The sequence below is a fragment of the Mycobacterium sp. genome, from assembly GCF_019247635.1.
Classification (GTDB): domain Bacteria; phylum Actinomycetota; class Actinomycetes; order Mycobacteriales; family Mycobacteriaceae; genus Mycobacterium.
In genome coordinates this window covers 1-8,476 of sequence record NZ_JAFBAR010000117.1, presented here as the reverse complement: position 1 = coordinate 8,476, position 8,476 = coordinate 1, and the positions used below count along the sequence as shown (strand labels likewise).

10 protein-coding genes, 1 tRNA gene and 1 pseudogene are annotated in these 8,476 nt (G+C 65.0%); 6 read left to right on the top strand and 6 right to left on the bottom strand.

Features of this window, described 5'->3' with window-relative positions; genetic code table 11:
- The 4 genes from JO236_RS20050 to JO236_RS20035 form a co-directional block, all read left to right on the top strand.
- A partial coding sequence (locus JO236_RS20050; RefSeq protein ID WP_293334555.1) for an NTP transferase domain-containing protein occupies positions 1-291 on the top strand: 291 nt, incomplete at its 5' end.
- 191 nt (positions 292-482) lie between these two features.
- Positions 483-671: a hypothetical protein gene (locus JO236_RS20045; protein WP_293334552.1), complete on the top strand. Its 189-nt coding sequence runs from the start codon at positions 483-485 to the stop codon at positions 669-671.
- A 220-nt stretch (positions 672-891) separates the two neighbouring features.
- Positions 892-1,536, top strand: a complete 645-nt coding sequence (locus JO236_RS20040) for a S1 family peptidase (RefSeq protein WP_293334549.1) — start codon at positions 892-894, stop codon at positions 1,534-1,536.
- 269 nt (positions 1,537-1,805) lie between these two features.
- Positions 1,806-3,296 (top strand): aldehyde dehydrogenase family protein, encoded by a 1,491-nt coding sequence (locus JO236_RS20035; protein ID WP_293334546.1) that lies wholly within the window; start codon positions 1,806-1,808, stop codon positions 3,294-3,296.
- Between the two features lie 103 nt (positions 3,297-3,399).
- Here JO236_RS20035 and JO236_RS20030 read toward each other — a convergent pair whose 3' ends face one another.
- The 3 genes from JO236_RS20030 to JO236_RS20020 all read right to left on the bottom strand — a co-directional run bounded on the left by JO236_RS20030 (position 3,400) and on the right by JO236_RS20020 (position 5,052).
- Positions 3,400-3,897, bottom strand: a complete 498-nt coding sequence (locus tag JO236_RS20030; protein WP_293334543.1) for a hypothetical protein — start codon at positions 3,895-3,897, stop codon at positions 3,400-3,402.
- A gap of 326 nt (positions 3,898-4,223) precedes the next feature.
- A tRNA-Thr gene (locus JO236_RS20025) sits at positions 4,224-4,295 on the bottom strand.
- Between the two features lie 28 nt (positions 4,296-4,323).
- Positions 4,324-5,052, bottom strand: a complete 729-nt coding sequence (locus JO236_RS20020; RefSeq protein WP_293334540.1) for a hypothetical protein — start codon at positions 5,050-5,052, stop codon at positions 4,324-4,326.
- Between the two features lie 163 nt (positions 5,053-5,215).
- Here JO236_RS20020 and phoP point away from each other — a divergent pair, with 163 nt between their 5' ends.
- A complete protein-coding gene (gene phoP / locus JO236_RS20015; RefSeq protein WP_416362297.1) occupies positions 5,216-5,932 on the top strand; it encodes a two-component system response regulator PhoP in 717 nt (238 codons plus the stop codon).
- A 10-nt stretch (positions 5,933-5,942) separates the two neighbouring features.
- On the top strand, positions 5,943-7,442 hold the full coding sequence (locus JO236_RS20010; RefSeq protein WP_293334537.1) for a sensor histidine kinase: 1,500 nt from the start codon (positions 5,943-5,945) through the stop codon (positions 7,440-7,442).
- Here JO236_RS20010 and JO236_RS20005 read toward each other — a convergent pair.
- The 3 genes and pseudogenes from JO236_RS20005 to JO236_RS19995 form a co-directional block, all read right to left on the bottom strand.
- Positions 7,380-7,784 (bottom strand): HIT family protein, encoded by a 405-nt coding sequence (locus JO236_RS20005; protein ID WP_293334534.1) that lies wholly within the window; start codon positions 7,782-7,784, stop codon positions 7,380-7,382. The genes JO236_RS20010 and JO236_RS20005 overlap by 63 nt on opposite strands.
- A gap of 104 nt (positions 7,785-7,888) precedes the next feature.
- Positions 7,889-8,308, bottom strand: a complete 420-nt coding sequence (locus JO236_RS20000) for a ketosteroid isomerase family protein (protein ID WP_293334531.1) — start codon at positions 8,306-8,308, stop codon at positions 7,889-7,891.
- Positions 8,305-8,476: pseudogene (locus JO236_RS19995) on the bottom strand (alcohol dehydrogenase); the annotation flags it as partial. The gene JO236_RS20000 and the pseudogene JO236_RS19995, both read right to left, overlap by 4 nt.

Genomic DNA, 8,476 nt, shown 5'->3' with positions numbered 1-8,476 from the left:
GGCGAGTTCGCCGCGCTGCACGTCATCGATACCCCCGATGTCGGAGCCGCGGTGGTCGCTCGAGTCATCGACCGCGCGTTGGCATCCCGCGCCGGGCTGGCCCGTGCCTATTTCGGTGAGCGGCCGGGTCATCCCGTCGTGCTGGCGCGGCGTCACTGGCGCGATGTGCTGGCCGCGGTATCCGGGGACACCGGCGCCGGCTCCTACCTGCGGCGCCGTGCAGATGTCGAGAACGTGGACTGCAGCGACCTCGCAAGCGGTCGCGATGTCGATGAAGCGGCCCGACCATAGTCGAGTCGGAACGGCGTGTCTGTTGGCGCCGTCGGCGTCAGCCTGACGCAGAACGCCGCGACAGTCGGCAGCCGGATTGTGGTCTGCCCCAACCAAGGATCCGTACAGAATCTCAAGAGGGCCAGCATCGAACCTTTACTCGTCGCTTGATTCGGCCGTCACCAGGCGACCCACAACGAAGGAGTACGACGATGCTTGGGATTCTCGCGCTGGTTCTGTTGCTGACGATGGTTGTCCGGGGTTGGCGCTTGTTGGAAGCCCGTCGCCGCGATGTGCCGATGACGCGGGTGGAAGACGAGGTGCTTGCCGCATTCCGCGACCAACCCCCGGCGGCCATAGGAGTGCCGTTCCGGCCGGGCTCGGGCCTCGGGACTCTGTAGACGGTCCGGCCCGTGCGGCCGGCGCTCGTCGTGTCGGCCGCTTCATTTGGAATCCGATGCCTGCCGCCCGCGGCGTTTGACCCTGGCGTCCAAAGTTACTGGGGGCAAGCGATTTTCACCGTTAAGATGGCAAACCAACGCACTCAGGTGTCCGAAAATGCGACCGTGGGCTAGTCTTTGCGCGTCCTTTCCCATGTGGACCTGAGAAGAGGTAACCGGTGTGACCGGACGTTGGCGCCGAGGGGTGGGGTTGGCCGGTGCCACGGTAATGGCCGCGACGGGATTCGCGGGCCCGGCGCTGGCGGCGGTGCCCCCGACGCCGGGGATACAGGTCAAGGATGAGGACTGGAAGTGCACCGCGGGTTTCGCAGCCCAAGGTGACGACGGTAGCTACTACCTGTTCACCAGCGGACATTGTGACCATCCTGAAGGCTCGCTATGGACTTACGAGCAGGGTGTCCCGCTCGGAATGATCACGGCCAGCGAGGAAGAAGGCGACCGAAAGGACGCCGCGATCATCCGCATCGACCCGGGTGCTGGCGTGCCGATAGGCGATGTCGGCGGCAGGCCGGTTCGAGATGTGTGGGACGCCACCCAGATACAGGTGGGTACGCCATTCTGCAAGCTCGGCGCGGTTACCGGTGAGACTTGCGGCGCCATCAAAAACATCGACGGCGAATTGGTGATAGCCAGCGTGCACGCCAAACCCGGTGACAGCGGTAGCGCGGGTTATGTGAAGAACGCGGACGGCACCGTGAGCGCGGTCGGCATCTTGTCGGGTTCACTCAATGATGACGAGAACACCTCGGTCTTTGTGCTCGTGCAGCCACTGCTCGGCAGATGGGGTTTGCGCCTGCTGCCCTGATCGGCGCGCGCTCGCGGAGTAGGGTCGCCTCGACAATTGACACCAACATGGCAGGACGGAACAGGATCTCCACGAGGCCGAAACGTCAAGCGGCTCTTGAGAACAGAACGTCAGACCCTTCAACGCCATCTCATCCTGCCGGCGGCACAATGGGTCCACATCGTGTTCCGTGAACGGGGCTGTCTGGCAAAGGACATCGTGCTGCGCACCGGGCCGATCGGCGACACAGATCGTTGTCGACCGCGGTCGGCGGGTTCTACCATCAGTAGATGGCTGACCTGGACGTTGCACCGGCTCCTACCGATCTCACTAGTCCCAGGTCTCTGCTGATTGATGGGCGATGGCGTCCGGCGGCGAGTGGAGAAACGCGGATCAGCATCGACCCCGGCACCGGGGAATCGCTGGCGGCTTTTGCCCAAGCCGGTGCGGACGACGTCGACGACGCGGTGCAGGCCGCGGCGCGCGCTTTCACTGACTCGCAGTGGCGTGACATGACCGCCGACGCGCGGGGCAGGTTGTTGTGGCGTATCGCCGAGTTGATTGACGCCGACGCAGATTCCCTCGCGCGGTTGGAATCTCGCGACATGGGGCAACCGATTACGTTGTCGACCGAGGTGAATTTGCCGTTGGCTGCCGCGGTGTTCCGCTATTACGCCGGCTGGTGCACCAAACTCGAGGGTCGCCAGTCGGTGGTGTCCATCCCCGACCAGTTCCACTACACCCGTCGCGAGCCGCTGGGGGTGTGCGCGTTGATCACGCCGTGGAATTTCCCGTTGGCCATCGCGGCGTGGAAGTTGGCCCCCGCCTTGGCCACCGGCAACACGGTGGTTCTCAAGCCCGCTGAGCAAGCTCCGCTGAGCACCCTTGCCCTAGCCGAGTTGTGTGTACGCGCTGGTGTGCCCGCTGGCGTTGTGAACTGTCTGACCGGCGGCCCGGAGGTCGGTCAGGCGTTGGTCGCTCATCCCGTCGTAGCGAAGGTGTCCTTCACCGGATCTACGGAGGTGGGCAAAGAGGTCGCCGCGGCCGCCGCCGCAACGCTCAAGCGCGTCAGCCTCGAGTTGGGCGGCAAGGCACCGAGCATCATCGCCCGTGACGCCGACATCGACGCAGTGGTCATGGGCAATGTGCAGGGCGCCATGTTCAACACCGGCCAAGCGTGCGCCGCGTATACCCGTTTCTATGTCGATACCCGTCGTGTCGACGAATTCGTCACGAAGGCCGCCAAGGCCGCCAGCCAACTTGCGGTCGGTCCTGCGCTCGATCCCGAGACTGAGATAGGTCCGCTGATTTCAGCGGAGCAGCGCGAGCGCGTCGCGAGATATGTCGACAGTGGTCTGCGACAGGGGGCGCAGTTGATCACCGGCGGCCGGCCTGCCTCGGGACCTCTCCTCGACGCAGGATTCTTCTATGAGCCAACGGTTTTCGCTGGTGTGCGTGATGACATGGTGATCGCGCGGGACGAGATCTTTGGTCCGGTCATGTCGATTCTCACCTACGACGATGAGGACGAATTGTTGCAGCGGGCCAACGACTCCGATTTCGGCCTGGCTGCGGTGGTATGGACCCAGGATCTTGTCACGGCTCATACGTTTGCCCACCGGATTCGCGCCGGCACCGTCTTCGTGAACCAGCTGCCCTTGATCGACCCGGGCGCTCCGTGGGGGGGTTTCGGAATGAGCGGGTATGGACGGGAGATGGGTACCTACGCTCTCGACGAGTTCACCGAGATCAAGGGTGTTTTCGTCAATCTGCAACGGTGAGGCGTAGATATCCAGCGGGGCTCCTCCTGAATTATCAAGTCTCCCATAGCGTTTCCCGACAGCCCGATAGCAGGTGCAATCGGCGTATTGACCCAAGCGACGGCTACCTATCGGTGATGTTGAAGTGCACCCGGCCGAAGAAGTAGTCGAATTTATCGAATTTGCCCGTGATGCCGTGCAGCAGCCTGGCGACGTCGACGTCAAAGCTCGTGACATTGAGGCCTTCAGGTCCGCGGCCCATGGGCAGGATGCCCTGGTGGTCGTCGACGATCGCGTAGTCGACCCGGTCGATAAGCGATCCGCGCCAGAAGATGTCCGCGAAACCGGGGCGCACCGACTGACTGGCGAACACCTGCGACCACTCGTACTCCGGTTCATCTCCCCCCTGCGAGTGGTAGTGCATTCCGTACGCGATGGTCAGATCCACATCGGGCGTGTAAACCAGGATGGTGTGGTGGCTGTCCTCTTCGAGCCGCCACCGGCTGCCCGGTCCCTTCGTGTAACCAAACCGGCTCCGATAGGTGGGGCCCTCCTCGATCTTGTGCCAGTCGCCAGGTGCGGACTGCCGCACGAAGTCACGGATCTCCTGCAACGTCGCCATCCGATTTGCAACCCCCTTGGTTACGCAAAAGGCGCGCTCCGCGCCGACAGCAGGCTACGCCCCGCCGCACCACCGCCGCGGCGATTCGCTCCCAACTAGCGCCCGAACCGCCGGTAGGCGTTCTGGGGGGAAGTGCCCAACGCCGACCCGAGCGCCCACGAGTAGCTGGCCGTTGCGCCGCCACCACAGCGGCACGCGGTCGCGAGTTGGCAAACAGTTGCGTCATCTTCGTGTCATTGAGGCCCGGAGTCGGACGCACGTGCCGCCCAGCGTCGACATATCTGTGCCGTTCAGCGGCAGCAGCCGCCGAGCGCATCGAGCTATCGAGCCCCCTGTCAGGATTGAACTGACGACCGCTCGCTTACAAGGCGAGTGCTCTACCACTGAGCTAAGGAGGCCGGTAAAACCGCCAGCAAGCCTAACCCGTCATTCGTCGCTGTCGATGACGCGCTGCGAGCGCACCGGCCGCGAGGACGAGCGGCGTCCGGGCCGGCGCCCGGGCAGCGGGATGCGCTCGGCGATGCTGCTCAACGGGTTGACCACCATGGTGAGCGCGATGACCGCGTCCTGCAGCGTCGCGATGGCGGGTTCCAGAGCCTCCATCCCCGGTGCCAGCCTGGCCAGTGTGTCGGCGACGTCGGCGAGCTGTTCCAGCGGACCGTCCTTGGATGTCAGCGTGTCGATCAATCCGCCCTCGGACAGCAACCGTTCGGCCAGCCCGTCTTCGCCCAGGATCCGGTCGATCAGCCCGTCTTCGGCGGTCAGCTGATCGACCAGCCCGCCCGGCTGCAGCGCGCGGTTCAACCCCCCGCCCTCCGCGGTAAGGCGATCGAGCAACCCGCCCGGCGCGGTCAACAGGTCGACCACCCCGCCCGGGCGCAGCATGCGGTCCATCGGACCGTCCGGGGCAATGGCCCGTCCCAGCGGCGCGTCGTCGTCGACTAGCTTGGCCAGCCGGTTAGCCCGCGCGAGTGCATCGTCGATCCCCAGCATGTTCGCCATCGCGTTGGACCCCCGCCCCCCGCCGCTATCACCCAGGGCTTGTTTAGCCAGACCGAGCACCGCGCCTGCGACATTCAAGCTGGCCTCCGTCGCGGCCAGGCCGATGCGCGCGGGTGCGATCGCAATCGCCAGGATGCCGTTGCCGAGGTTCATCCTGCGAGTGTATTCACGCCGGGCGGCCGGAAACCGGCGAAGGGTTTCAGCCGTCGAAAAGAAGTACTGGCAGAATGCGTACAGACTACTGGCACCGAGCTCACAGGAACTACACAATGATTGTGAAGAAAACTTTCAACCAAGTGCGAGCAGGATTGTCGTCGTGACCGTGGCGACCTCAGAAACGAAACCCGAAGCCCGTGTCCTCGTGGTCGACGACGAGGCCAACATCGTCGAACTGCTCTCCGTGAGCCTGAAGTTCCAGGGGTTCGAGGTCTACACCGCGACCAATGGACCCGCGGCGCTCGACCGCGCCCGGGAGGCCCGGCCGGACGCGGTCATTCTCGACGTGATGATGCCGGGAATGGACGGGTTCGGGGTGTTGCGTCGGCTGCGCGCCGACGGCATCGACGCCCCCGCGCTGTTCCTGACGGCACGAGATTCGTTGCAGGACAAGGTCGCCGGACTCACACTGGGCGGCGATGACTACGTTACCAAGCCGTTCAGCCTGGAGGAGGTTGTGGCTCGACTGCGGGTCATCCTGCGCCGCGTCGGCAAGGGCAGCACCGAACCCCGCAATTCGCGGCTTGCCTTCGCCGACATCGAACTCGACGACGAGACCCACGAGGTCTGGAAGGCCGGTGAGCCGGTGTCGCTGTCGCCCACCGAATTCACCTTGTTGCGCTACTTCGTGATCAACGCGGGCACCGTTTTAAGCAAGCCGAAGATCCTCGACCACGTCTGGCGCTACGACTTCGGTGGCGATGTCAACGTCGTGGAGTCCTACGTGTCGTATCTGCGGCGCAAAATCGATACCGGAGAGAAGCGGCTGCTGCACACACTGCGCGGGGTGGGCTACGTCCTGCGGGAGCCGCGGTAAGGGCACGGGTATGGGTACACAGGGTCGGCGCGGGCTGCCGCTGCGGGTGGGCCTGGTGGCCGCCACGCTGATTCTGGTGGCGTGTGGCCTGTTGGCCTCGGGCGTGGCGGTCACCACGATCCTGGGCCACAGCCTGATCAGCCGGATCGACACGACGCTGCTCGAGGCCTCCCGCACCTGGGCCCAGGCGCCGTGGAAGCAGACCACCACGAACACCGAGGGCCCGGATCCCGCCCGGCCGCCGTCGAAGTTCTACGTGCGGGGCATCAGTCCCGACGGCCGCACCTTCACGGCCATCAACGACCGCGACGCCGAACCGGCGTTGCCTTCCAACAACGACGTCGGCCCCATCCCCACGACGCTGCCATCGGTCGGCGGTTCAGCCATTCAGTGGCGGGCCGTGACGGTGCGGGGGACGCACGGCGGGTTGACAACCGTGGCCATCGACCTGTCCGACGTGCAGAACACTGTGCGGTCGTTGATCTGGTTGCAGGTCGGCATCGGGGTGGCGGTGCTGGTGGTAGTGGGGATCGCCAGTTTTGCGGTGGTGCATCGCAGCCTGCGTCCGCTGGCCGAAGTGGAGCAGACGGCCGCGGCGATCGCCGGGGGCCAGCTCGATCGCCGTGTGCCAGAGCGAGATCCCCGAACTGAGGTGGGCCGACTTTCGTTGGCGCTCAACGGAATGCTCACTCAGATCCAAGAGGCGGTGGCGTCCACGGAGTCCTCGGCCGACACGGCACGCACCTCCGAGGAGCGGATGCGACGGTTCATCACCGACGCCAGCCACGAATTGCGAACCCCGCTGACCACCATCCGCGGCTTCGCCGAACTGTATCGGCAGGGGGCGGCCCGCGACGTCGCCTTGCTGCTCTCACGGATCGAAAGCGAAGCGAGCCGAATGGGCATGCTCGTGGACGATCTGCTGTTGCTGGCGCGCCTCGACGTGCAACGCCCGCTGGAACATCACCAAGTGGATTTGCTCGCGCTGGCCAGCGATGCCGTGCACGACGCCCAGGCGATCGACCCCCACCGCACGATCACCATGGAGGTCCTCGACGGCCCGGGCACCCCGGAGGTGCTCGGTGACGAGGCCCGACTGCGCCAGGTGCTGGGCAACCTTGTTGCCAACGCCCTACAACACACCCCGGAGGGCGCTGACGTCATCGTGCGGGTCGGCACCAGCGGCGACGACGCCGTGCTCGAGGTTGCCGACCGGGGCCCCGGCATGAGCCAGGAGGACGCCTCCCGGGTGTTCGAGCGGTTCTATCGCACCGACTCGTCGCGGGCGCGCTCCAGTGGGGGAACGGGGCTCGGCTTGTCGATCGTCGACTCGCTGGTGCGGGCCCACGGCGGCGGCGTCAAGGTGACCACCGCGCTCGGGCAGGGTTGCTGTTTCCGCGTCTCACTGCCGCGGGTCCCCGGCGAGCCGGCGCCCGTCATCCCTGAGTCACGCGAGTTCAGCGAGCGCAGCCTTGATCCGGACCTGAGCGTCTTCCAGCGCTTCCTGTGACGGGTCGCGGTCGACGTTGGCAAAGCCGAAGTCGCTCAAGCTACGGGTGGGGAACACGTGCACGTGTAGGTGGGGGACTTCGAGGCCCGCGATGATCATGCCGGCACGCTCGGTGTCGAACGCCTTGCAGACCGCCTTGCCGATGAGCTGGCTGACCTCCATGACCCGCGCGAACGTCGCGGGATCGACGTTCTGCCACTGATCGATCTCGGCGCGGGGCACCACCAGGGTGTGGCCCTGCGTCATCGGTTCGATCGTCAGGAACGCGACAATGTCGTCGTCCTCGTAGACGAAACGGCCGGGCAGTTCACGATTGATGATCTTGGTGAAGATCGATGCCATGGCCTCAGCATAGGTGCGGCGAGATTGCCGCCAGGGCTGTGGTTGGCTAGTCGACCACGACCCTCACGGCAATCTCGGTGAGCAACGTGAGCAAGTCCGAGTTCTCACTCTTCCTTGCCGAACTTCATCATCTCGAAATTCCAATAACCGCGCAGGTTGGTGATCAGCCCGGCGTCGTTGACGCGGTAGGTGAACACGCCGCGCACCTCGCTGGTGATGCCCCCCTCAAACCTGCTGTGCAGCACCAGGATATGAGCGATCTCGGCGGGCGAGCTCGACGGAAACGTCTCCTCGCACGTGATGGTCAGCCGATTGGCCGCGATGTTGCTGTCGTAGAACGCGGCCGCGTTTTCCTTGCCCCTTACTCCGGTGCCATCGGGATTTGTGACCGACTTGCCGATCGGATCCTCGAGGACCACGTCGTCGGCCAGTAGCGCCAGCCAACCCTCCCGGTCGTGGGCTTGCACACAACGCCACGACGACTGCGAAGCGGTCAGCGCCGCAGATTCGACCGTTTGGGTCACGAACGGTCCGCGTCCGTGTAGCGGATGACGCCGCGAATGTTCTTGCCGTTCAGCATGTCCTGGTAGCCCTCGTTGATCTGCTCCAGGCGGTACTGGGTGGTGACCATGTCGTCCAGGTTCAGCTTGCCGGCCTTATACATCGACAGCAGCTGCGGAATGTCGTATTGC